This is a genomic window from Rhodococcus wratislaviensis, from assembly GCF_041228765.1.
In the GTDB taxonomy this organism is placed as follows: Bacteria; Actinomycetota; Actinomycetes; order Mycobacteriales; family Mycobacteriaceae; genus Rhodococcus_F; species Rhodococcus_F wratislaviensis.
The window spans coordinates 3,646,356-3,669,522 of record NZ_CP150488.1; the positions used below are offsets into that span (position 1 = coordinate 3,646,356).

The following is a 23,167-nucleotide window of genomic DNA, read 5'->3' on the forward strand; positions in this document are numbered from 1 at the left end:
CGTGTGTATATCCAGTGGGTGACCGCAGGTCGCCCCGTCCGATCCACGACACGGGGGTCTGCCGATGAATCTCACGGATCACGAGCCACGGAAAACCGGTCGGAACATGCGCGTCGCCGACTACATCGTCGCGGCGCTGGCCGCAGAGGGTATCGAGCACGTCTTCGGTGTGGGAGGCGCGAACATCGAGGATCTGTACGACGCGCTGCACCGCTCCCGCGACGTCGAGGGCGTCGTCGCCAAACACGAGTTCTCGGCGACGACGATGGCCGACGGGTATGCCAGGACGTCGAACCGGATCGGTGTGGTCGCCGCGACGTCGGGCGGGGGTGCGCTCAATGTGATCGCCGGTCTCGGTGAGGCATTCGCGTCCCGTGTGCCGATCCTGGCATTGGTCGGGCAACCGCCGACGACGCTGGAAGGGATGGGCGCATTCCAGGACACGAGTGGACTGGCGGGGTCGATCGATGCGTCCCGGTTGTTCGGTGAGGTATCCGTGTACTGCGCGCGCGTCGACTCGCCGCTCGACCTCGAACGCCAGCTCGCCGAGGCGCTCGCCGCCGCGCGCCGCGGCGGACCGGCGGTTCTCCTGCTGCCGAAGGACGTTCAGCAGGCGATCGGCGAGTTCCCGGAACCGCGCCGATCGGTCACGACCACACCCCGCACCACCACGACGGACCTCACGCGGCTCGCCGAAGCGCTGCGCGACGACTACGGCCGCATCACTGTCATCGCCGGCGACGAGGTCGCGCGAGCCGGCGCGCGAACGGAACTCGCGGAACTCGCCCACGTGCTCGGTGCCCGGGTGGCCGTCACGCCCGACGCGAGGGACGTGCTCGATCCTGCGGCGCCCGGGCGACTCGGGGTCACCGGCGCGATGGGGAATCCGGATGTCGTGGACGCACTGCAGGATTCCGACGTCTGCCTGCTCGTCGGCACGCGACTGCCGGTGATGGCACGGGGAGGTCTCGATGCGGTGCTCGAGAAGACGCTGGTGTACAGCGTCGGTTCGGCGACGCCGTATCTGCAGACCCATCACGTGTCGACGCGGGATCTGCGGGCGACACTGTGTGGGCTCGTCGCCGAGATCGGACCGGCGGCGACGCGTCCGCCCGTCGCGCAGTGTGATCCGACCCCGATCGACGTGCCGCCGTCCGGCACGTCGGGTCTGCGCTACACGGACGCGGTGAAGGCGCTCGCCGCGGTGATGCCCGCGGGCGCCGATGTGTTCGCGGACGCAGGAAACACGGGTGCCGCTGTGGTGCATCACCTTCCGGTTACCGCCGGAGGCCGGTTCGTGGTGGCGCTCGGCATGGGCGGGATGGGCTACACGTTCGGCGCCGCGATCGGTTCCGCCTTCTCGCGCGGCCGCCGCACGTTCGTGATCGCCGGCGACGGTGCGTTCTACGCGCACGGGCTCGAGATCCACACGGCGGTCGAGTACGACGTGCCGGTCACGTTCGTCGTGTTCAACAACAACGCCCACGCGATGTGCCTGACCCGCGAGCAGGTGTACTTCGAGGGCACCTACACCTACAGCCGGTTTCGTCCCGCACACATCGCGGCGGGAGTCGGCGCACTGTTTCCCGGCTTGCCGTCCCACACGGTCGACACGCACGCCGGCCTGGCCGACTCGCTCCGGGCCACGGCCGACTCGGCGGGGCCCGCTGTCATCGAAGTCGCCTGCGACGCCGACGAGTTGCCGCCGTTCCTGCCGTTCCTGCCCGCACGACGCCCGACCGAGAGATCCGAATCCCGAGAAGGAGCCCGCCGATGACCGCTCGAGAGATCGCCCCGCTGCCCGACCTTCCCGCCGACCTGCCCGGCCTCGTCCGCATCGAGACCTCCGACCGTCAGGCGACGACACCGATCATCATGGACATGCTGAGGTCCGTGTATCCGCACGACCAGGTGTTCGGAAAGTACTGCACTGTCAACGAATACATCGACTGCCCGCCGGACGAGGTGTTCCGGTACCTCTCCGACACGCGCAGCCTCGAGGAATGGACGTACAGCCTCCGGGGATTCACCCCGGCCGGTGAACCCGGGCTGTGGCTCGCGTACGACCGCCTGGGCGACACGACCGAGATCTACACGCGCACCGTGGCACACCCGGCCGCGATGACCGTCGATTATCACTGTGCCTGGGACCAGGGCAAACACCTGTGGATGGTGTATCTGATGCGCGTGGTGGACGCGCGTACGGTCCTGGACGTCGACGGATCGGTCGTGCTGTGGACCAATTGCCACCATCCGTTCTACGACGACAATCCCTACCCCGAGACCGCTCCCGCGGACCGGGTTCCGTGGGTGGGCGACTTCTGGGACATGTTCGCCGCCGGACACCAACTCGAGATGAGCAATCTCAAGGCGATCTGCGAATACCGGTGGGCGAACGACCTGCCCGTGACCCCGACCTGGATGAGTGAGTGAGACATGGACACCGTCAGCCTGATCGACATTGCCGGCTACCTGCCCGAGAACCGTGTGGGAGCAGACTATTTCGCCCAATTCGCCGCGTCCGATCGGCTCGCCGAGAACATCATGTTCCGGGCGCCGAAATTCCGCCACCACATCGCGAGCGACGAGAACGCCGTCGACATGGCGGAACGTGCGATCGCCCCACTGGTCGAGCGGAACGGCGCCGAACTCGTGTCCAACGTGGACATTCTCATCACCCACACCCAGCTGCCCGACGTCCCCATCCTGGGCACCGGCGGGGAACTCGCGCGCCGGATGGGAATCACCCCGGACTGGGTGGTGGACCTGCACAACGGCGGCTGCGCGTCGTTCGTGTACATGATCAAACTGGCACGTCAGATCATGCAGACCGGTGACGCGTCGACCGCCCTGATCGTGTCGGTGCAGAACAGTGCGGGCCAGATCTTCACGCAATCGAACGTGCGCGCGCTGGCACAGTCGGCGGTGCCCGGTGACGGCGCGGGCGCGTGCCTGCTCGTGAAGTCGGAGGCCGCGCCGGTGCTCGGGCTCGAATGCCGGACCTACCCCGAGTTCGCCGGGGACATGACGGCCGCCGTCGATCCGCCTCGCAAGTACTGGGAGGCGGGAACCGGCCAACTGCACATCGGGTTCACCGAATCGAGGATCGCGAAGGTCTTCGCCCGCGGGAACCGGCTCGTCCCCGAGGTGGCACTCGCGGTGTGCAAGCAGATCGGCATCACCACCGACGAGATCGACACCCTGGTCACCAACCAGCCCAACCGGCTGTTTCTCCGCAACTGGCGGGACGCACTCGAGCTCCCGGCGGAACGACACCCCGACACGTTCGACGAATGCGGGAACCTGTTCGGCGCCGCGATCCCCGTCACCCTCGACATCGAGAACCGGGCAGGCCGCATCCCCAACGGCTCGCTGGTGATGATGTCCGCGTTCGCCCATGCCGGCGACTTCGCCGGGGCCGGGGCGATCCGATGGGGCGCCGCCCCGGCGGGGGTGTGAGATGACCACCCCGACCCTCGCGGGACCCGGTGTGAGATTCGATCTCGCGCTGAGCGAGAACCCGTTCGCCCCGTTGCCCTCCGTGCTCGACGCGCTCGACGGTGTGATGCGCCGGGCACATCGGTATCCGGAGTTCCTGCCCGACCGGCTGATCGAGGTCATCGCGGATCACGAAGGGCTCGACGCCGATCAGGTGGTGGTGGGCGCCGGTGCGACCGGCGTCGCACTGCAGATCATGCGCTCCGTCGCCGGGCCGGGGCAGCGGATCGTGTTCACCGCCCCGACGTTCGACGGGTACCCGATCATGGCGCGCATCGCGGCACTCGACGCGGTGCCGATCCCGATTCTCCCGGACGGCGGGCAGGATCTGGCCGCGATGGCGGCCGCGATCGACGACCGCACCCGGCTCGTCGTCGTCTGCCGCCCGCACAATCCCACCGGAACCCTCGTCGGCACCGCCGAGCTGGCGGAGTTCCTCCGGCGTGTGCCGAAACGGGTGGTCGTCGTCCTCGACGAGGCCTACGTGGAGTTCGTCGACCGCCGACTGGCCCTGGACGTGCATCGCATCATCGCCGAACATCCGAACGTCGTGTTCCTGCGAACGTTCTCCAAGGCGTACGGTCTGGCCGGGTTGCGTATCGGATTCGGCTTCGCGAATGCGGCTCTGGCGCGGACGATTCGAACGCTGCAACTGCCGTTCGGGATGGGCGGCGCCGCCGTTCCCGCGGTCACGGCGTCGTACGCCGCCGAGGGCCAGTTGCGTGCCCGGGTGGCCGCCATCGTCGCCGAACGTGACGAACTGTGGCGCTCGGTGAGGGCGGCGGGAATTCCGGTCCCGCGCAGTCACGCCAACTTCCTGTACATCCCCGGAGAGGCGGTCGGTGACGCATTGGCCCGCGCCGGCATCCACGCGCGCACCTACCCCAACGGTGACGCCCGGATAGCGGTCGGGAACCCGGACGCCGGGCGTGCGGTGATCGACGCGCTCAGGCCGACAGTGCCCGGTACCGCTGCAGCTCGCTGTGGGTCTGCGAGTACCGGTCGAGCATGACGTCGAGCAGCCGGGGGTGCGGTCCGATGGTGGCCGCGTAGGTGAGGCCGGGTCCGCACGATTCCGCCGCACGGCTCAACCGGTCCGTGAGCAGTCCCGGAGCCAGGAACCACGGTGCGATCACGATGCGCTCGGCCCCAGCCTGCCGCAGCGTCGAGATCGCCTGCTGCACCGTCGGTTCCGCCGACGTCGCGAAACACGTCACCGCTCCCGACCAACGGGTGCCCGCGACGACCGATCCGGCCAGCTCGCGGGTGCGGTCGTTCGCGGCCGGGTCGGAGGAGCCGACCGCGGCGAGGACGACCCCGAGACCGGACTCGCCGGCGGAACCGCCGGCCTCGCCGATACGGTCACGGACGGCCTCGACCAGCCGCGCATCGTGACCGAGTACGTCGGCCTGCCGGACGTGCAGGTGGGGGTGGCGGAGGCGGGCGGCGTCGAGGAGTGCCGGAAGGTCGACGCGTGCGTGGAACGCGCTGCCCAGCAGCATCGGAACCACGACGGCGGAGGAATGCCCCTCGGCGGCGACCGCGTCGATCACCTGGTCCACGGACGGTGCGTTGAGGTCGAGGAAACACAGGCGGACGTCGAGGTCCGGTTGCTTCGCCCGGAGCGCCGACACGGCAGCCGCCACCACCCGCGCACTGCGGGGGTCGCGACTGCCGTGGGCGACAGCGATCAGCGGGGTCATCGCACTAGACGCGCTCGCCGAGCTCCACCGCTGCGATGGCATCTCCGACGAGGCCGGCCGCGAGCGTGTTGCCGCCGGCCGGATCGATCAGCAGGAAGCTGCCGGTGTGGCGGTTCACGGTGTAGTCGTCCGCGACGATCGGCTCGGCGACACGCACCGAGATCTTGCCGATCTCGTTGAGTTCCAACGACTCCGGGCTGGGCTCCGAGGTGAGCTCCTGCTCGTTGAAGCGCTCGACGAGCGTGCCGACGATGGCCTGCGTGGTGCGGGTGCCGTGCTTGAGCAGCAGGCGCGCGCCGGGACGCAGCGGCTTCTCGGCCAGCCAGCAGACCGTCGCGTCGAACTCGCCGAGCGGCTCCGGGGCGTCGGCGGGGGAGGCGATGACGTCGCCGCGGGAGACGTCGACGTCATCGGCCAGCACGAGAGTGACGCTGCGGCCGGCGTGGGCGCTGTCGAGTTCGCCGTCCGCGGTGTCGATGCGGGTGACCGTGGTGCGGACACCCGACGGCAGGATCACGACCTCGTCGCCCGGGGTCACCTCACCCGCGGCGACCTGTCCGGCGTACCCGCGGTAGTCCGGGAACTCCGCCGTTCGCGGACGGATCACGTACTGGACGGGGAAGCGGAGACCGACCCGGTGGGGTTCGGCGTCGACGGGCACCGACTCGAGGTGCTCGATGAGCGTGGGGCCGTCGTAGTACGGGGTGTTCTCCGAACGCACCGCGACGTTGTCGCCGTGCAGGGCCGACACCGGGATCTCGACGACGTCCTCGGACGCCCAGCCGAGCGAACTGGTCAGCGAGTTGAACTCCGCCGAAATGTTCGCGAACACGGTCGCCGGATCCTCGACGAGGTCGATCTTGTTGACGGCCAGCACCAGCTTGGGGACGCCGAGCAGCGCGAGAACGGCGGCGTGCTTGCGCGTCTGGGAAATGACACCCTTGCGGGCATCGACCAGCAGGATCACCATCTGCGCGGTGGACGCGCCCGACACCGTGTTCCGGGTGTACTGCACGTGCCCGGGAGTGTCGGCGAGGACGAAGGAGCGGCGGGGGGTCGCGAAGTACCGGTACGCCACGTCGATCGTGATGCCCTGTTCACGTTCCGCGCGCAGGCCGTCGACCAGCAGGGACAGGTCGGGGGTGGACAGCCCCTTGTCGACCGATGCCCGGGTGACGGCGTCGATCTGGTCGGCGAGAACCGATTTCGTGTCGTACAACAGACGGCCGACGAGGGTCGACTTGCCGTCGTCCACACTGCCGGCGGTGGCAAGCCGAAGCAACTGCGTGCTTCGCGGGCTACGCACGTGGAGGTCGCTCATGATCAGAAATAGCCCTCTCGCTTGCGGTCTTCCATGGCCGCTTCGGAAACTCGGTCGTCGCCGCGGGTTGCGCCGCGCTCGGTCAGCCGGGACGCTGCGACCTCGGCGAGAATCGCCTCGTTGTCGCCGGCCTCGGAAAGAACTGCGCCCGTGGTGGACCCGTCGCCGACGGTGCGGTACCGCACCGACAGCGTCTGCAGGTCCTCACCCTCGGACGGTCCGCCCCACACGCCGGGCGTCATCCACATGCCGTCGCGCTGGTACACCTCGCGCTGGTGCGCGTAGTAGATGCTGGCCAGTTCGACGTTGTCACGGGCGATGTACCGCCAGATGTCGAGTTCGGTGAAGTTGCTGAGCGGGAAGACGCGGACCTGCTCACCGGGGGAGTGCTTGCCGTTGTACAGGTTCCACAGTTCGGGGCGCTGCTTCTTCGGGTCCCACTGGCCGAAACTGTTGCGCAGCGAGAAGATGCGCTCCTTGGCCCGGGCCCGCTCCTCGTCGCGTCGAGCGCCACCGAAGACGGCGTCGAAACGGTTCTCGGCGATGGCGTCGAGCAGCGGAACGGTCTGGAGGGGGTTGCGGATCCCGTCGGGGCGCTCGGTGAGCCGGCCGTCGGCCAGGTAGTCCTCGACCTTCGCCACGTGCAGGCGCAGGTTGTACTTGGACACGACGTGATCGCGGAAGTCGAGGACTTCCTGCAGGTTGTGTCCGGTGTCGACGTGCAGCAGCGCGAACGGCAGCGGTGCGGGCCAGAACGCCTTGATCGCCAGGTGCAGCAGCACCGTGGAGTCCTTGCCGCCGGAGAACAGGATCACCGGGCGTTCGAACTCGCCCGCGACCTCGCGGAAGATGTGGATGGCTTCCGACTCGAGCGCGTCGAGCGTGTCGAACTGCGCCCCGTCCAACTGCGGCCGGAGGGCGGATTCGGCGAGGGAAGTGGAGATGTCGATGGTCATGAGGCGTGCAACCCGCATTCTGTCTTGGCCTGACCGGCCCAGCGGCCGCTGCGCGGATCGCTGCCGGGGGCTGGCTTGCTGGTGCACGGAGCGCACCCGATGGACGGATAGCCCTCGTCGACGAGCGGATTCACCAGAATCGAGTGCTCGTCGATGTAGGACTGCATGTCTTCGTCGGACCACGCGGCGATCGGATTGATCTTCACCAGGCCGAACGCGTCGTCGAACGAGATCAGGGGGGCATTGGCGCGGGTGGGCGCCTCGACTCGCCGGATACCGGTGACCCACGCCTTGTAGCCGGACAGGGTCTTCTTCAGCGGGGCGACCTTCCGCAGTGCGCAGCACCGGTTGGGTTCACGGGCGAACAGATCCTTGCCCTCCGCCGCGTCCTGCTCGGCGACGCTCGCCTCGGCCCGCGCGTTGATCATGTTGACGCCGTACACCTGCTCGACGGCGTCGCGGGTGCCGATGGTTTCCGCGAAGTGGTAACCGGTGTCGAGGAACAGCACGTCCACGCCGGGATGGACCTGGGCGGCGAGGTGCACCAGAACGCCGTCCTGCATGTTCGAGGCGACGATGTAGTCGCTTCCGAATGTCTCTTCCGTCCACCGCAGCAGTTCGTGCGCGGAGGCACCCTCGAGGCTTGCCGCGCCCTGCGCGGCAAGGAGGCGAAGGTCGTCCTGGGTGGCTGTGGCGAGATTCAACGCAAGTCTCCTTCGTCTGCGCGGACGACCCATTCCGCGAAGCGTTCACCCTCGTTGCGGTGCTTCACGAAGTGGCGGACGACGCGATCGATGTAGTCACCGAGTTCGAGGCTGGTGACCTTGTGCTGGCGGAGCTTCCGGCCGAAGGCCGAATCGAATCCGAGGCTGCCACCGAGGTGGACCTGGAAGCCCTCCACCTGGTTGCCCTCGCCGTCGTCGACGAGCATCCCCTTGAACCCGATGTCGGCGATCTGCGAGCGGGCGCAGGAGTTCGGGCAGCCGTTGATGTTGATCGTGATCGGCACGTCGAGCTGCGCGTTGATGTCGGCGAGCCGCTGCTCGAGTTCGGGGACGAGAACCTGCGAGCGCTTCCGCGTCTCCGCGAACGACAGCTTGCAGAACTCGATGCCCGAGCACGCCATCAGGTTCTTGCGCCAGTGCGACGGACGCGCGGGCAGGCCCACCTCGTCCAGGTCGGCGATCAGCTGTTCGAGCTTGTCGTCGGCGACGTCGAGAATGATCAGCTTCTGGTACGGCGTGAAGCGGATCTTGTCGCTTCCGGCGCGCTCCGCGGCGTCCGCGACCTTGGCCAGGATCGTGCCCGACACGCGGCCGGCGATGGGGGCGACGCCGACGGCATTGAGACCGTTGCGGGTCTTCTGCACACCGACGTGGTCGATCGGGCGGGTGGGCTTCTCCGGCGCGGGGCCGTCGATGAGCTTGCGCTTCAGGTACTCGGTTTCGAGGACCTCGCGGAACCTCTCGATGCCCCAGTCCTTGATCAGGAACTTCAGGCGGGCCTTGTTCCGCAGCCGGCGGTAGCCGTAGTCGCGGAAGATCGACACGACGGCCTCCCACACGTCGGGAACCTCGTCGAGCGGCACCCAGACACCGACCCGCTGCGCCATCATCGGGTTGGTGGACAGTCCGCCGCCGACCCACAGGTCGAGGCCGGGACCGTGTTCGGGGTGGTTGACCCCGATGAACGCGACATCGTTGATCTCGTGCACCACGTCCTGCTGACCGGAGATCGCGGTCTTGAACTTGCGCGGCAGGTTCGAGTACTCGGGCTTGCCGATGTAGCGGCGGACGATCTCGTCGATCGCGGGAGTCGGGTCGAGGACCTCGGTCAGCGACTCGCCTGCCAGCGGTGAACCCAGGACGACGCGGGGGCAGTCACCGCACGCCTCGGTGGTCTTGAGGCCGACACCTTCGAGGCGCTTCCAGATCTCCGGGACGTTCTCGACCTCGATCCAGTGGTACTGGACGTTCTCGCGGTCGGAGAGGTCGGCGGTGTCGCGCGCGAACTCGGTGGAGATCCCGGCGATGGTGCGGAGCTGCTCGACGTTCAGGGCGCCGGCGTCGCAGCGGACCCGCATCATGAAGTACTTGGCCTCGAGCAGGTCGATGTTCTCGTCACCGGTGAACGTGCCGTCGTAACCCTGCTCGCGCTGGGTGTAGAGACCCCACCAGCGCATACGGCCACGCAGGTCGCCCTTGTCGATGCTGTCGAAACCCTGCTTCGAGTAGATGTTCTCGATGCGGGCCCGGACGTTGAGCGGGTTGTCGTCCTTCTTGGCCTGCTCGTTGGCATTGAGGGGCTCGCGGTAACCGAGGGCCCACTGGCCTTCGGCACGTCGCCGGGCCGGCTTCGCCGTGCGCGTACGCGCGGGTGCTGCGTCGACGGCAGCGGGGGAGGCGTCGGTGGTCGACGTCATGGAGCACTCCTGAATCTCAAGATGCACCGGCTGAGGCCGAGGAGGAGGGCTGGTCCTCGCTCGGGGCATTCGAATCCGGCCGGAAGTCGAGAAGAATGATGAACGGGCTGACAGGCTGAATTACTGCGCGATACAGGGCAGACAACAACAGCTGCAGACACGCTTGAGATCGACGTGACGACGCGCCACAAGTCGCACTCCGGGTCCGGTCATGCCGACCATTGTGCCACGTCAGATCGCTCACGCAGAGCCGGGCACCGATTTCCACCATTTTTGCGGGAAATATCACGAGGAGGGGCCCGCGACGGTCGGGTGGGGAGCGAAGGCCGCCGACCATGGACACTGGAAGGGTGAACGGAACGAGCACCACCACGGTCGGTCGCGACGAGGCGGCGGCATTCGCGCTGCCCGGGAGTGCGCTGGCAGGTGTGGGGACCCGCCCGTTCGGGATCTACGTGCACGTGCCTTTCTGCGCCACACGCTGCGGATACTGCGATTTCAACACGTACACGGCAGGTGAGCTGGGGACGTCGGCGTCGCCGCAGTCGTGGATGGAGGGGTTGCGCCGCGAACTCGACCTCGCCGCGCAGATGACGGGCGCCCCGGACGTCGACACCGTCTTCGTCGGCGGCGGCACGCCGTCACTCCTCGGAGGCGACGGACTGTCGGACGTCCTCAGTGCGGTCCGCTCGAGTTTCGGGCTCGCGAAGGGCGCCGAAGTGACCACCGAATCGAACCCCGAGTCCACGTCGCCGGAGTTCTTCGAGCAGTTGCGTGCGGGTGGATTCACGAGAATCTCGCTGGGCATGCAGTCGGCGGCGCAGCACGTCCTGAAGGTGCTCGACCGCACCCACACACCGGGACGTGCCGTGGCGGCGGCGCAGGAGGCGCGGGCCGCCGGGTTCGAGCACGTCAATCTCGACCTCATCTACGGAACTCCGGGGGAGCGCGACGCCGACCTCGACCTCTCGCTGGACGCGGTGCTGTCCGCCGGGGTGGACCACGTGTCCGCCTACGCGCTGATCGTCGAGGACGGCACCGCGCTGGCGAGGAAGGTGCGCCGCGGCGAACTGCCCGCGCCCGACGACGACGTCCTGGCGTCGCGATACGAGCGCATCGACGCTCGGCTCGCCGACGCGGGCCTGACCTGGTACGAGGTCTCCAACTGGGCATCGGCTGACGCCGCGACGGGGGAATCACGCTGCCGGCACAACCTGGGGTACTGGGACGGCGGGGACTGGTGGGGCGCCGGGCCGGGCGCGCACAGCCACGTCGGCGGTGTGCGCTGGTGGAACGTCAAGCATCCGGCGCGCTACGCGGACCAGCTGGCGGCCGGAAGCCTGCCTGTCGGTGGAAGCGAGCAGCTGACCACGGAGGACGTCCACGTCGAGCGGGTGATGCTCACTGCGCGGCTGCGGACGGGACTTCCGGTGGCGGAACTGGATGCCGCGGAGCAGCGCGCGGCCGAGACGGTGGTGGCCGACGGACTGCTGGTGCGCGAGGGCGAGCACCTGGTGCTGACCGACCGTGGGCGGCTCCTCGCCGACGCCGTGGTCCGGACGGTGCTGCGCTAGCGGTCAGGCCGTGACGATGCCGGGCATCTCGTCGTAGTCGAAGACGCGGGCGTGCAGCACGACGCGGTTCCGCAGAGCCGAGCGCACGGCCCGGTGCAGGCCGTCTTCGAGGTAGAGCACCCCGTGCCACTGGACCGCGTGCGGGAACAGGTCGCCGTAGAACGTCGAGTCCTCCGACAGCAGCCGGTCGAGCTCGAGAACCTTGGTCGTGGTGACGATCTCGTCGAGCCGCACCTGCCGGGGTGGGATCTTGGACCAGTCGCGCAGCGACAACCCGTGGTCCGGGTACGGCTTGCCGTCCATGACACCTTTGAAAATCATCGCCTCGTCATCCGCCCGTGGTCGTTTCCTCTGCCCGTCTCCGGTCACCACAGTAAGGCCTGAACCGGTATCGGCGGCGCGACGATTAGACTGGACCGAGCCGAGATGCACGTGCAACTGCACGTAGCTCAGGGGATGTGGCGGCCGATCCGAACGAAGGTTCGGTGACGCCGCTGCTCGTGATGATCGAGAACTGGAGGTGGACGGCGATGTCGAGTACGGACGACAGACGGTTCGAGGTTCTCCGCGCCATCGTCGCCGACTACGTCTCGACCCAGGAGCCGGTGGGATCGAAGGCGCTGGTCGAGCGGCACAACCTGGGTGTTTCCAGTGCGACGGTCCGCAACGACATGGCGTTCCTCGAGAGCGAGGGCTACATCGCCCAGCCGCACACGAGTTCCGGCCGCGTTCCCACGGACAAGGGCTACCGGCAATTCGTCGACCGCATCGCCGACGTGAAGCCGCTGTCGACGGCGGAGCGGCGCGCGATCCTCGATTTCCTCGAGTCCGGGGTCGACCTCGACGACGTTCTCCGGCGCGGTGTGCGCCTGCTCGCGCAACTCACACGCCAGGTCGCGGTTGTGCAATATCCCACACTCTCGGCGTCGTCGGTCCGGCACCTCGAGGTGGTCGCGCTGACACCGGCCCGTCTGCTGCTCGTGCTCATCACCGATTCGGGCCGAGTGGATCAGCGCATCGTCGAACTCGGCGACGTGCTCGACGACCAGGACCTGGCGCGGCTGCGCGGACTGCTCGGGGGCGCGCTCGACGGTAAGCGGCTGGCGGCGGCGTCCATCGCCGTCTCGGAACTCGCCGACGAGGCCCCGGAGGATCTGCGCGATGCCGTGATCCGATCGGCCACCGTGCTGGTGGAAACGCTCGTCGAGCATCCCGAGGAGCGGCTGGTTCTCGGCGGCACCGCGAACCTGACCCGCAACGCCGCCGACTTCTCGGGAATCAGCGGATTCCCCGGTTCGCTGCGTGCGGTCCTCGAGGCGCTCGAGGAGCAGGTAGTGGTGCTCAAGCTGCTCGCCGCCACGCAGGACGCGGGCACCGTGACGGTGCGGATCGGCGAGGAAACCCAGGTGGAGCAGATGCGCGGCACCTCCGTCATCTCGACCGGCTACGGTGCGGCAGGCACCGTGCTCGGCGGAATGGGCGTGCTCGGACCCACCCGAATGGACTATCCGGGAACAATCGCGTCGGTGGCAGCCGTTGCGAGATACATCGGCCAGGTGCTCGCCGAGCGGTGACGGCCGGCCCCGGCGACAGCGCCGCCGTGGGCGAGCACACGTACCGGTAGCGAGATAACGAAGTAGAGAAGGACGAGAGACTCAACGTGGCACGGGATTACTACGCAACGCTCGGCGTCGATCAGAAGGCGACCGATCAGGAGCTCAAGCGCGCGTACCGCAAGCTTGCGAGGGAACTGCATCCCGACGTGAACCCCGACGAGGCGGCGCAGGCCCGGTTCCGGGACATCTCGACGGCCTACGAGGTGCTGTCGGATCCGGAGAAGCGTCGCATCGTCGACCTCGGCGGCGACCCCCTCTCCTCGGGTGGCGGCGGAGGCGGTGCCGGCTTCGGCGGTGGTTTCGGTGGCGGCCTCGGCGACGTGTTCGAAGCGTTCTTCGGCGGCGGAGGCGGTGCAGGCCGCGGGCCGCGCGGCCGCGTCCAGCCGGGCGCCGATTCCCTCCTGCGCACCAGGCTGACGTTGGCGGAATGCGCGACCGGCGTGAGCAAGCAGGTCACCGTCGAGACGGCGATTCTGTGCGACAGCTGCACCGGTGCGGGCACCAACGGCGATTCCAAGCCGGTGCGCTGTGAGACCTGTGGCGGTGCGGGCGAGGTCCAGTCGGTGCAGCGTTCGTTCCTCGGCCAGGTCATGACGTCACGGCCGTGCCCCACCTGCCGCGGCGCCGGCGAGACGATCCCCGACCCCTGCCACAAGTGTGGCGGCGACGGCCGGGTGCGCGCCCGCCGCGACATCACGGTCAAGGTGCCCGCGGGCGTCGCAGGCGGAATGCGGATCCGGCTCGCCGCGCAGGGCGAGGTCGGCCCCGGTGGCGGACCGGCAGGTGACCTGTACGTCGAGGTGGTCGAGCAGGCACACGAGGTGTTCGTGCGCGACGGCGAAGACCTGCACTGCACGATCCGGGTTCCGATGATCGACGCCGCCCTCGGCACCACCGTGACGATCGACACGATCATCGACGGGCCCAAGGAGATCACCATCGAGCCGGGAACCCAGCCGGGATCGGTGACGGTCCTGCGCGGGCACGGCATGCCGAAGCTGCGTTCCGGCATCCGCGGCGACGTGCACGCGCACCTCGAGGTCGTGGTTCCGTCGCGTCTCGACCACAAGGAGACGAAGCTTCTCCGCGAACTCAAGGACCTCCGCGACCGCGACGTCGCCGAGGTCGTCTCCACCCAGTCGCAGCACAGCGGCGGATTGTTCTCACGCCTGCGTGAAGCGTTCAGCGGTCGCTGACCGTGGCGGCGACGGTCTTCTTCCTCGACCCGCTGCCCGAGGTGGGGAGCACCGCGGTCCTGGACGGTCCGGAGGGCAGGCATGCCGCGACGGTGCGCCGGATCGGTGTCGGGGAGAGGATCGTGCTGGCCGACGGCCAGGGTGGTCTCGCCGACACCGAGGTGACGGCGGCCGGGAAGGACCGGCTCGAACTCACCGTTCACGAGCGTAGTCAGGTGTCGGCACCGTCCCCGAGTGTGACTGTGGTGCAAGCGCTCCCGAAGGCGGAGCGGTCCGAGCTGGCGGTCGAGCTGGCCACCGAGGCCGGCGTCGACGCGATCGTGCCGTGGCAGTCGTCGCGATGCGTGGCGCGGTGGGAGGGCCCCAAGGTCGCGAAGGGTGTCGCTCGCTGGCGTAGCGCGGCGCTCGCCGCCGCCAAGCAGTCCCGGCGGGCGATCGTCCCCGACGTGTCGGAACTGCACCGCACCGCGGGAATGCTCGCCCTCGTCCGTGAGGTGGTCGGCCGGGGCGGCGTCGTCGCCGTGCTGCACGAGGCGGCCACCCAGGGCCTCGCCGAGCTGCCGCTGCGTTCGGCGGCCGAGATCGTGCTCGTCGTCGGTCCGGAGGGCGGTATCTCCGAGGAGGAGATCGCCGCGCTGACGGACGCCGGCGCCGTCCCGGTGCTGCTCGGCCCGCACGTTCTGCGGACCTCGACCGCCGCCGCCGTCGCTCTGGGCGCCATCGGAGTCCTCACGGACCGCTGGGGCGCGGCCCCGCTAGCCTGACTGTCCGTGGACCGCATTCGCATCGCCTACGGACCCGAACCGCAGCAGTTCGGGCACTTCTACCCGCCCGAGGAGCCCGTGGCCGCCGAGGTCCCGGTGGTGATGGTCGTCCACGGCGGCTTCTGGAGCGGTAAGTATCACCTGAACCTGGGCACGAGCTTCGCGGTCGACCTGGCCCGCCACGGGGTCGCCGTCTGGAACATCGAATACCGCAGGCTCGGTGCGGGCGGCGGGTGGGACGAGATGTCCGCCGACGTTCTCGCCGCGCTCGACGCGATCGCCGGGCCGGTCGCCGAGCAGTCGCCCGTCCCGTTCGACCTGTCGAAGGTCCGGGTCGCCGGCCACTCGGCCGGTGGACAGCTCGCAGTGTGGCTCGCCGGGGAGAAGCGGACGACGGTCCGGCCGGAGCGGGTCGTGTCCCAGGCGGGCGCCCTGGATCTCGCGTCCGCGGGGGAGCGTGGCCGGCGGATCGGCTACATCGAGGATCTGCTCGGCGTCCCCTTCGACGAAGACCCGGATCGGTACCGCGCCGCGTCCCCACTGCACCGCATCCCCACCGGGGTGCCGGTGGTGTGCGTGCACGGCACGGAGGACGCGCAGGTTCCGGCGAAGGTGAGTGTGCGGTACAGCGAGGCCGCGCGGGCGGCCGGGGACCCGGTCGCGCTGCATGTCGTCGAGGGCGAAGACCACTACGCGTTCCTGAATCCCGAGACCGACTGCTGGAAGATCTCGCGGGACGCCCTACTGTCCGACGCCGGCGAGTTCTGAACTGCGGCCCTCGGTTTCGGATGTCGTCTGGCGGCCCGGAAGAACGAGGGCCACGATCACGGCCCCGACTCCCAGTGCGACTCCTCCGGCCAGGCTGGCCTGGGCGATGGCATGCCCGAACGCCGTGCCCGCGGCGTCCAGCAGTGCCTGGGACTGTGACGCGAACAGCGGGTCGGCGCTCAGTTCCCCTGCCACCACCGACGCCCCGCCGACCGAGTCTCCCGCGACGGCCACGGCCTGCGCGGCCTGCGCGGCCTGCTCGCCGGACAGCTGACCGACGGGCAGCGTGCCGAGGAAGCCGGCGATGTCGTCCTTGTACGCCGACGCGAGGACCGAGCCGAGAATCGCGATCCCGAGCGATCCGCCCAGTTCGATCGCGGTGTCGTTGAGACCGCCTGCGGCGCCGAGGTCGCTCTCGGGGAAGTTGCCCATGATGGCGTCCGTGGCGGGGGACACGCTCAGACCGATTCCGATACCGAGCAGGACCAGCGGGACGAGGAAATCGAGGTACCCCGAACCACCGTCGACGGTCGTCATCAGCAGCACACCCGCGGCCGCGATCACCATGCCGGCGACGACGGTGACCCGGGTGCCGAGCCTCGGGTGGACGCGCCCGCTGAGCACCGACCCGACCGACACCGCAGCGGCGAGCGGCAGCAGGTGGACGCCCGTGGCGAGGGGGCTCAGCCCCAGGACGAACTGGAATTCCTGCGACACGTAGTAGATCGACCCGAACGCTGCGAGGAATAGCAGCAGCACGGCCAGGGTGGAACCGCCCACCTCGCGCCCGCCCAGCCTGCGGACGTCGAGCAGCGGCTGCGAATGACGGAGCTCCCACGCGACGAACAGTCCGAGACCCACGGCCGCGGTGACGGCCGCGCCGACAGCGCCTGCGCCCCAGCCGAAGTGGAATCCGTCGATGATCGCGTACACGAGCGATCCGATGGTCACCACCGACAGCAGCCCGCCCAGCCAGTCGATCGGACCGCGTGCGTCGGCCTTGGACGGCGGGACGAGCATCAGCGCCGCGACCGCCGCGACGGCGGCGATCGGCACGTTGATGAGGAAGGTGGCACTCCACGAGTGGCCCTCCAGCAGCCAGCCGGCGAGCAGCGGGCCGAGGGCGATGGCGAGACCGGACGTCGCCGCCCATGCGGCGATGGCCCGGGCCCGTTCCGCACGCGGGAACGTCGCCACGAGGAGAGAGAGTGTGGCGGGCATGATGATTGCCGCTCCGACGCCCATGATCATGCGCGCGGTGACGACGGCCGTGGTGGTGTCGGCGAGGCTGCCGACGACGGCGCCGCCGCCGAACACGAGCAGTCCCGCGAGCAGCGCCCCGCGCCGGCTGTACTTGTCGCCGATCACGCCGAACAGCAGCATCAGCGCGGCGTAGGGGACGGTGTATCCGTCGATCACCCACTGCAGGTCGGAGCTGCTCAGGGCGAGGTCGCGGGTCATGTCGGGGGCCGCGACGATCAGGGCGGTGTTCGCCATCACGACGATCAGCAGGCTCAGGCACAGCACGCCGAGCGCGGCCCAGCGCCGGGGGTACGGCCCGTCCATCCGGGAGACCGGTGTGTTCATCACGGTGGTCATGGCGACGCTCCTCGGGTAGTGCTCGATCGGACCTGGGCAGTTAGTTGCACACTGATGTGTAAGTTATCTACTTGCACACGAGTGTGCAAGTAAGATTGGCGTAGGTCACACCAACCAGCGAGGGAGTTCCGCCCGTGTCGGTCCCGACGAAGTCGCCCGGAGATCCCGGGAAGACCCGCCGAAGTCACGCACGCGCCAACCGTGCGCGGATCCTCGACGCGGCAGTCACCGCCTTCATCGCGGACCCGGACGCGAGCATGGACGACGTCGCCCGCAGCGCCGGGGTCGTGCGCCGCACCGTCTACGCGCATTTCCCCAGCCGGGAAGCGCTCGTCGAGGGCATCGCGGACGAGGCCTCCGCCGCCCTGGTGGCCGCGATGGGAGACGAGGCGCAGCAACCGGACCGCCCCGACCTCGCGGTCGCGGTGATGGCGCTGCGGACGTGGCCGATCGGCGACCGGTTCCGCATGCTGTTGTCGTTCGCCCGCCGCGAACTCGGCGAGCAGCGCATCCACGACCTCCTCGGGGTGGTGCGCGACCGGGACGTGCGGGTCGTCGACCACGGGCAGCGGTCCGGGGTGTTCTCGTCGTACCTGTCGCCGACGGTGCTCGTGGCGCTCGCGGAATCGATGACGATGACCCTGCTGGACCAGGCGAATTCCGGCGAAGTGCAGGATTCGGGGGAGTCGTTCGCGGTCGCGTACCTCGCGGTGCTCGGGCTGACACCGGCCGACGGGGCCCGCGTCGTGGACGAGGCGCGGCACTGGTTGCGCGAGCATCCGGATGTCCCGAAGTCGTGACGGCGTCGCGTAATCGGGTGGGCGCTGTGACCTGCGAGCGATAGACTTCCCTCATCACGACGACCGTCGTGACCGACCAGGAACCGGGAAGAAGGCCATATTCCTCACGTGAGCGAACAAGACCAGAACGGCGAGACGTTCGGCGCCACGCGTCCGGCGGAACGCACCGTGCGTTCGAGTATCGATCTCCCACCCGAAACGGTCCCGCCTCTCCTCGGTTCCTCCGATGAGAATCTGCGCGCTCTCGAACGGGTCCTGGACGCAGACATCCATGTACGCGGCAACGCCGTCACGCTGACGGGACGGCCCGGCGACGTCGCCCTCGCCGAGCGGGTCATCGCGGAACTGGGCTCCATCGTCGGTCGCGGGCAACCACTGACCCCCGACGCGGTGCGTCGCACGGTCGGCATGCTCACGCAGGGGCTGAGCGAATCGCCCGCCGAGGTCCTGACCCTCGACATCCTGTCGCGGCGCGGCAAGACGATCCGGCCGAAGACGCTGAACCAGAAGCGGTACGTCGACGCGATCGACGCCAACACCATCGTGTTCGGCATCGGGCCCGCCGGTACCGGCAAGACCTACCTCGCCATGGCGAAGGCGGTGCAGGCCCTGCAGACCAAGCAGGTGTCGCGGATCATCCTCACCCGGCCCGCGGTCGAGGCGGGGGAGCGGCTCGGATTTCTGCCCGGCACGCTGCACGAGAAGATCGATCCGTACCTGCGCCCGCTGCACGACGCACTCCACGACATGATGGACCCCGAGGCCATCCCGAAGTTGATGCAGTCGGGTGTCATCGAGGTGGCGCCACTGGCATACATGCGTGGCCGCACGCTCAACGACGCGTTCATCATCCTCGACGAGGCGCAGAACACCACCGCCGAGCAGATGAAGATGTTCCTCACCCGGCTGGGCTTCGGCTCCAAGGTCGTCGTCACCGGCGACGTCACGCAGGTGGACCTGCCGGGCGGTGCCCGGTCCGGACTCCGCGCGGCCACCGAGATCCTCGGTGACATCGACGACATCTACTTCGCCGAACTCAACAGCAGCGACGTGGTCCGGCACCGGCTGGTGTCCGACATCGTCGACGCGTACGAGCGTTTCGAGGCGGACCGGGACGGCAAGGTCGAGCTCGGGAACCGCGCACAGCGTAGAGCGGCGCACTCGCGTTCTCCACGACGGTAGGGTGAGTGTCGCCGGAACCAGGAGGAAGCGACACACATGAGCATCGAAGTCTCGAACGAATCGGGCATGGACGTCTCCGAAGAGGAGCTGATCAGCGTCGCCCGCTTCGTGATCGCGAGGATGGACGTGCACCCCGCGGCCGAGTTGTCGATGGTCCTCGTGGACTCGGCCACCATGGCCGACCTCCACATGCGGTGGATGGACCTGCCCGGTCCCACCGACGTGATGTCGTTCCCGATGGACGAGCTCGAGCCCGGCGGTCGCCCGGACTCGCCCGAGCCCGGACCGTCGATGCTCGGTGACATCGTGCTGTGCCCGTCCTTCGCCGCGGACCAGGCCGAGAAGGCCGGTCACCCGCTCGCACACGAACTCGCTCTGCTCACCGTGCACGGTGTGCTCCACCTCCTCGGCTACGACCACGCCGAACCGGAGGAGGAGAAGGAGATGTTCGGACTGCAGAACCAGTTGCTCGAGGATTGGTACGAGGATCTGCGCAGGGCCGAACGCGACGCCGCACTCGCTGCCCGGGATCAGAAGCTGCTCGGCAAGGCCGGCTTCTTCGACTCACCGGATCAGTAACCGCCACGTGAAGGGTCTTCTGTGAGTAGCGCCATCGCGCTGATCGTTCTCGCGATCGTCCTCGTCCCGCTCGGTGGTGTCTTCGCCGCCGTCGATTCCGCACTCAACACGATCTCGTCCGCGCGCGTCGAGGAGATGGCGAAGGAGGATCGTCCCGGCGCCACCCGTGTGCTCCGCATCCTGTCGGATCGTCCCCGCTACGTGAATCTCATGGTGCTGCTGCGCATCCTGTGCGAGATCACGGCGACGGTGGTGCTCGTCGGTGGCCTGTCCGATCTCCTCGAGCCCGTGTGGGCGCTCACGTTCACCGCGATCATCATGGTGCTCGTCGACTACGTGGTGATCGGGGTCGGCCCCCGGACGCTCGGTCGCCAGCACGCCTATTCGATCGCGTTGATCACGTCGTTTCCCCTGCAGGTCATCGGAACCCTGCTCGGCCCGATCAGTCGCCTCCTGATCCTGATCGGTAACGCCATCACCCCGGGTAAGGGATTTCGCAACGGCCCCTTCGCCTCCGAGATCGAACTGCGTGAACTCGTCGACATGGCGCAGGAACGCGGCGTGGTGGCCGACGAGGAACGCCGGATGATCCAGTCGGTGTTCGAACTCGGCGACACGTCCGCCCGCGAGGTGATGGTGCCGCGCACCGAGATGGTGTGGATCGAGAACGACAAGAGTGCCGGGCAGGCGACGTCGCTGGCTGTCCGCAGCGGACATTCGCGGATCCCCGTGATCGGGGAGAACGTCGACGACGTGCTCGGGGTGGTGTACCTCAAGGATCTCGTGCAGGAGACCTACCACTCGCGCGACGGCGGACGCAGCGTCCGCGTCGGCGACGTGATGCGGCCCGCCGTGTTCGTGCCCGATTCCAAGCCTCTCGACAGCCTGCTCGCCGAGATGCAGCGCGATCGCAACCACATGGCCGTCCTGGTGGACGAATACGGCGGAATCGCCGGCCTCGTCACCATCGAGGACGTCATCGAGGAGATCGTCGGAGAGATCGCCGACGAATACGACCAGGACGAGACACCGCCCGTCGAGGATCTCGGCGACGGCATGTACCGGGTCTCCGCGCGACTGCCCATCGAGGATCTCGGCGAACTGTTCGGCATCGAGGTGGAGAACGACGAGGTCGAAACGGTCGGCGGGCTCATCGGTTACGAACTCGGCAGGGTCCCGCTCCCGGGATCGGAGGTCGTCTCGCACGGTCTCGTCCTCCGCGGCGAGGGCTCACCCGACGTACGCGGGCGGGTGCGGATCAGCACGGTCTTCGTGCAACGCGCCCCGATCGACGAGGACGAGGACGGCGACGGCGACCGGGAGGATCACGATGACTGAATTGGGCGAGGAAGACGCCAAGCTGGTCGTGCTCGCGCGAGGAGCGTTCGGCCGCACCGGAAGTGGCCAGGGCGCCGCCGTCCGCGATCTCGACGGCCGCACCTACTCGGCGGGGGCGGTCGCGCTGACGGCGCTGTCGCTGACCGCGCTGCAGGCGGCCGTCGCGGCGGCGGTGTCGAGTGGCGCCGAGGGTTTCGAGGCCGCAGTCGTGATCGGCGGCAATCCGGACGACCCGGGCATCGCCGCCCTACACGAAGTCAGTGCGCAGGCGGCCGTCGTCTTCGCGCGAACCGATGGATCCGTGATCGAGGAGCAACATGAGTAAAACCGAATTCCGTTCCGGATTCGTCTGTTTCGTCGGACGGCCCAACACGGGCAAGTCCACGCTGACCAATGCCCTGGTGGGCAGCAAGATCGCGATCACGTCCTCGCGTCCGCAGACCACCCGCCACACCATCCGCGGAATCGTGCACCGCGACCACGCGCAGCTGATCCTCGTCGACACCCCGGGTCTGCACCGCCCCCGGACGCTCCTCGGCCAACGCCTCAACGACCTCGTGCGCGACACCTACTCCGAGGTCGACGTGATCTGCCTGTGCATCCCGGCGGACGAGAAGATCGGCCCCGGCGACCGGTGGATCGTACAGCAGGTCCGCCAGATCGCGCCGAAGACCACGCTCGTCGGCATCGTCACGAAGATCGACAAGGTCAGCAAGGACATGGTCGGGCAGCAGTTGCTGGCCGTGTCCAAGCTCCTCGGCCCGGAGACGGATGTCGTGCCGGTGTCCGCCGCCTCCGGTGAGCAGGTGGAGGTGCTCGTCGACGTCCTCGCGTCGAAGATGGAGGAGGGCCCGGCGTTCTACCCGGACGGCGAGCTCACCGACGAACCCGAAGAGACGCTGATGGCCGAACTCATTCGCGAGGCCGCACTCGAGGGGCTCGGCGACGAACTGCCGCACTCCCTGGCCGTGGTCATCGAGGAGATCATCCCCCGCGAGGGACGCACCGAGAAGCAGGGTGAACTGCTCGACGTCCACGCCCTGCTCTACGTCGAACGCCCCTCCCAGAAGGGCATCGTGATCGGCAAGGGCGGCGCCCGCCTCCGCGAGGTGGGGACCAAGGCCCGGCTGCAGATCGAGAAGTTGCTCGGCACCAAGATCTTCCTCGAACTGCACGTCAAGGTGGCCAAGGACTGGCAGCGCGACCCGAAGCAGCTGGGTCGCCTGGGGTTCTAGGCGGCTGCGCCGCCCGTGCGTGGTTGACGAGTCCTGAGACTCGTCAACCACGCACGGGGCCGGCGGCCCTGAGGAGAAGGAGCACCGACGTCGCGAAGTCGTGATCGCCGTCGCTTCCGGTCGCGAGCCTCCTGAGCTGCAGGCCGGCGATGGTCGCGACGATGGTCGGGGCGACGGCCGCCGCGTCCGGGACACCGAGGGCGGTGAGGATCGTCACCGTCAAATCGTCGTACGCGGCGAAACATTCGGCGGCGGCCTGACGCAGCTCGTGGTCGCGTCCCGCCTGGATGTACAGCTCGAACGGGGCGATCCGCTCGGCGGAGAACGCCAGATCCTTCGCGACCTTCCCGGTGAGCGCCGCGGCGTCCTCGAGGCTCAGCCCCTTGTCCCGGTACCCCTCCGCCAGCTCCGACAGGCGCTGCGTCTCCTCCGTCACGAACCCGGACAGCGCGGCACGCAACAGGTCGGTCTGCGTGGGGAAGTGGTATGTGATGGAGCCGAGCGACACGCCGGCCTGCGCGGCGATCCGCCGATTGGTCACGCCGGGAATGCCTTCCGTGCCGACGATGTGCAGCGCCGCCGCGAGGATGCGGTCACGAACGTCCGTCGAAGCCAT

At 68.6% G+C, this 23,167-nt stretch carries 24 protein-coding genes; 15 read left to right on the forward strand and 9 right to left on the reverse strand.

All coding sequences use genetic code 11. The features are described from left to right. Positions 1-64: 64 nt before the first annotated feature. From WKC72_RS16715 to WKC72_RS16730, 4 genes are read left to right on the forward strand one after another with little or no spacing between them, the layout of a single operon-like run. Positions 65-1,777 carry a thiamine pyrophosphate-binding protein gene (locus WKC72_RS16715; protein ID WP_370183473.1) on the forward strand — a complete coding sequence of 571 codons (1,713 nt, stop codon included), beginning with the start codon at positions 65-67 and terminating at the stop codon, positions 1,775-1,777. Continuing rightward, the gene (locus tag WKC72_RS16720) at positions 1,774-2,433 is read left to right on the forward strand and encodes an SRPBCC family protein (protein ID WP_112299468.1); all 660 of its coding nucleotides are present in this window, start codon (positions 1,774-1,776) and stop codon (positions 2,431-2,433) included. Before WKC72_RS16715 ends, WKC72_RS16720 begins: the two co-directional genes overlap by 4 nt. 3 nt (positions 2,434-2,436) lie before the next feature. Continuing rightward, a complete protein-coding gene (locus tag WKC72_RS16725) occupies positions 2,437-3,459 on the forward strand; it encodes a 3-oxoacyl-ACP synthase III family protein (protein WP_037226438.1) in 1,023 nt (340 codons plus the stop codon). Position 3,460: 1 nt separating this feature from the next. Then, the gene (locus tag WKC72_RS16730; RefSeq protein ID WP_037226442.1) at positions 3,461-4,510 is read left to right on the forward strand and encodes an aminotransferase class I/II-fold pyridoxal phosphate-dependent enzyme; all 1,050 of its coding nucleotides are present in this window, start codon (positions 3,461-3,463) and stop codon (positions 4,508-4,510) included. On the opposite strand, the gene WKC72_RS16735 is transcribed toward WKC72_RS16730, so the two are convergent. The 6 genes from WKC72_RS16735 to WKC72_RS16760 form a co-directional block, all read right to left on the reverse strand. Continuing rightward, positions 4,446-5,201 (reverse strand): sirohydrochlorin chelatase, encoded by a 756-nt coding sequence (locus tag WKC72_RS16735; protein WP_037226444.1) that lies wholly within the window; start codon positions 5,199-5,201, stop codon positions 4,446-4,448. The genes WKC72_RS16730 and WKC72_RS16735 overlap by 65 nt on opposite strands. 4 nt (positions 5,202-5,205) lie before the next feature. Then, complete coding sequence (locus WKC72_RS16740) at positions 5,206-6,522, reverse strand: sulfate adenylyltransferase subunit 1 (RefSeq protein ID WP_007299491.1); 1,317 nt, start codon at positions 6,520-6,522, stop codon at positions 5,206-5,208. Between the two features lie 2 nt (positions 6,523-6,524). Continuing rightward, positions 6,525-7,478, reverse strand: a complete 954-nt coding sequence (gene cysD, locus WKC72_RS16745) for a sulfate adenylyltransferase subunit CysD (protein ID WP_037226447.1) — start codon at positions 7,476-7,478, stop codon at positions 6,525-6,527. Beyond that, complete coding sequence (locus tag WKC72_RS16750) at positions 7,475-8,215, reverse strand: phosphoadenylyl-sulfate reductase (protein WP_370183479.1); 741 nt, start codon at positions 8,213-8,215, stop codon at positions 7,475-7,477. Before WKC72_RS16750 ends, cysD begins: the two co-directional genes overlap by 4 nt. Further along, a complete protein-coding gene (locus WKC72_RS16755; protein WP_037226452.1) occupies positions 8,179-9,900 on the reverse strand; it encodes a nitrite/sulfite reductase in 1,722 nt (573 codons plus the stop codon). Before WKC72_RS16755 ends, WKC72_RS16750 begins: the two co-directional genes overlap by 37 nt. 120 nt (positions 9,901-10,020) lie before the next feature. Then, positions 10,021-10,122, reverse strand: a complete 102-nt coding sequence (locus tag WKC72_RS16760) for an Ms4527A family Cys-rich leader peptide (RefSeq protein WP_368681006.1) — start codon at positions 10,120-10,122, stop codon at positions 10,021-10,023. 128 nt (positions 10,123-10,250) lie between these two features. Here WKC72_RS16760 and hemW point away from each other — a divergent pair, with 128 nt between their 5' ends. Further along, positions 10,251-11,474, forward strand: a complete 1,224-nt coding sequence (hemW, locus tag WKC72_RS16765) for a radical SAM family heme chaperone HemW (protein WP_370183482.1) — start codon at positions 10,251-10,253, stop codon at positions 11,472-11,474. Positions 11,475-11,477: 3 nt separating this feature from the next. On the opposite strand, the gene WKC72_RS16770 is transcribed toward hemW, so the two are convergent. Continuing rightward, positions 11,478-11,795, reverse strand: coding sequence for a type II toxin-antitoxin system VapB family antitoxin (locus WKC72_RS16770; RefSeq protein ID WP_005261240.1), 318 nt, complete (start codon positions 11,793-11,795; stop codon positions 11,478-11,480). A 209-nt stretch (positions 11,796-12,004) separates the two neighbouring features. On the opposite strand from WKC72_RS16770, the gene hrcA reads away from it, so the two are divergent. From hrcA to WKC72_RS16790, 4 genes are all read left to right on the forward strand, one after another. Continuing rightward, positions 12,005-13,048, forward strand: coding sequence for a heat-inducible transcriptional repressor HrcA (gene hrcA / locus WKC72_RS16775; RefSeq protein WP_005247940.1), 1,044 nt, complete (start codon positions 12,005-12,007; stop codon positions 13,046-13,048). Positions 13,049-13,134: 86 nt separating this feature from the next. Continuing rightward, positions 13,135-14,286, forward strand: coding sequence for a molecular chaperone DnaJ (dnaJ, locus tag WKC72_RS16780; RefSeq protein ID WP_005247937.1), 1,152 nt, complete (start codon positions 13,135-13,137; stop codon positions 14,284-14,286). A gap of 2 nt (positions 14,287-14,288) precedes the next feature. After that, complete coding sequence (locus WKC72_RS16785) at positions 14,289-15,050, forward strand: 16S rRNA (uracil(1498)-N(3))-methyltransferase (protein ID WP_370183484.1); 762 nt, start codon at positions 14,289-14,291, stop codon at positions 15,048-15,050. Between the two features lie 6 nt (positions 15,051-15,056). Beyond that, positions 15,057-15,818, forward strand: coding sequence for a S9 family peptidase (locus WKC72_RS16790; RefSeq protein WP_268790095.1), 762 nt, complete (start codon positions 15,057-15,059; stop codon positions 15,816-15,818). Here WKC72_RS16790 and WKC72_RS16795 read toward each other — a convergent pair. Then, on the reverse strand, positions 15,792-17,417 hold the full coding sequence (locus WKC72_RS16795) for an MFS transporter (protein ID WP_370183486.1): 1,626 nt from the start codon (positions 17,415-17,417) through the stop codon (positions 15,792-15,794). The two genes, WKC72_RS16790 and WKC72_RS16795, sit on opposite strands and share 27 nt — an antisense overlap. A 134-nt stretch (positions 17,418-17,551) precedes the next feature. Here WKC72_RS16795 and WKC72_RS16800 point away from each other — a divergent pair, with 134 nt between their 5' ends. The 6 genes from WKC72_RS16800 to era all read left to right on the forward strand — a co-directional run bounded on the left by WKC72_RS16800 (position 17,552) and on the right by era (position 22,551). Next, positions 17,552-18,217 carry a TetR/AcrR family transcriptional regulator gene (locus WKC72_RS16800; protein WP_037226464.1) on the forward strand — a complete coding sequence of 222 codons (666 nt, stop codon included), beginning with the start codon at positions 17,552-17,554 and terminating at the stop codon, positions 18,215-18,217. 108 nt (positions 18,218-18,325) lie between these two features. Then, complete coding sequence (locus WKC72_RS16805; RefSeq protein WP_005247930.1) at positions 18,326-19,399, forward strand: PhoH family protein; 1,074 nt, start codon at positions 18,326-18,328, stop codon at positions 19,397-19,399. A 36-nt stretch (positions 19,400-19,435) separates the two neighbouring features. Then, a complete protein-coding gene (gene ybeY / locus WKC72_RS16810) occupies positions 19,436-19,978 on the forward strand; it encodes an rRNA maturation RNase YbeY (protein ID WP_112299477.1) in 543 nt (180 codons plus the stop codon). A 21-nt stretch (positions 19,979-19,999) separates the two neighbouring features. Next, positions 20,000-21,316, forward strand: coding sequence for a hemolysin family protein (locus WKC72_RS16815; protein WP_370183491.1), 1,317 nt, complete (start codon positions 20,000-20,002; stop codon positions 21,314-21,316). Further along, a complete protein-coding gene (locus tag WKC72_RS16820; RefSeq protein WP_037226472.1) occupies positions 21,309-21,641 on the forward strand; it encodes a hypothetical protein in 333 nt (110 codons plus the stop codon). The genes WKC72_RS16815 and WKC72_RS16820 overlap by 8 nt, the downstream gene beginning before the upstream one ends. After that, positions 21,634-22,551, forward strand: coding sequence for a GTPase Era (gene era / locus WKC72_RS16825; RefSeq protein ID WP_005247923.1), 918 nt, complete (start codon positions 21,634-21,636; stop codon positions 22,549-22,551). The genes WKC72_RS16820 and era overlap by 8 nt, the downstream gene beginning before the upstream one ends. Before the next feature lie 43 nt (positions 22,552-22,594). On the opposite strand, the gene WKC72_RS16830 is transcribed toward era, so the two are convergent. Next, on the reverse strand, positions 22,595-23,167 hold the full coding sequence (locus WKC72_RS16830) for a TetR/AcrR family transcriptional regulator (protein WP_268790098.1): 573 nt from the start codon (positions 23,165-23,167) through the stop codon (positions 22,595-22,597).